This window comes from Crenobacter sp. CS_VA4, assembly GCF_055597485.1.
In genome coordinates this window covers 1-272 of the sequence record NZ_JBVMAE010000126.1, presented here as the reverse complement: position 1 = coordinate 272, position 272 = coordinate 1, and the positions used below count along the sequence as shown (strand labels likewise).

Annotated in this window: 1 pseudogene; it reads left to right on the top strand. The window is 60.3% G+C overall.

Going from position 1 to position 272, the window contains the following annotated elements:
* Window positions 1–272, top strand: a pseudogene (locus tag ACZ2IA_RS23420) (IS5/IS1182 family transposase); the annotation flags it as partial.

Below are 272 nucleotides of genomic sequence, written 5' to 3'. Positions count from 1 at the left end.
CTGTGCCGGGAACAGGGGTTGTTCGCTGAAGCCGTGGTTGCCATCGACGGCAGCAAGTTCAAGGCGGTTAACAACCGCGACCGGAATTTCACCAGCGCCAAGCTGCAGCGACGTATGGAGGAAATCGAATCCAGTATCGACCGCTACCTGGCCGCCATGGACACCGCTGATCGACAAGAGCCTGCCGTGGCTAACGCCAGGAAGGAACGGCTCCAGGACAAGATCACCGCCCTGAGGGCGCGGATGAAGGAGCTTGAGGCCATCGAAGTCCA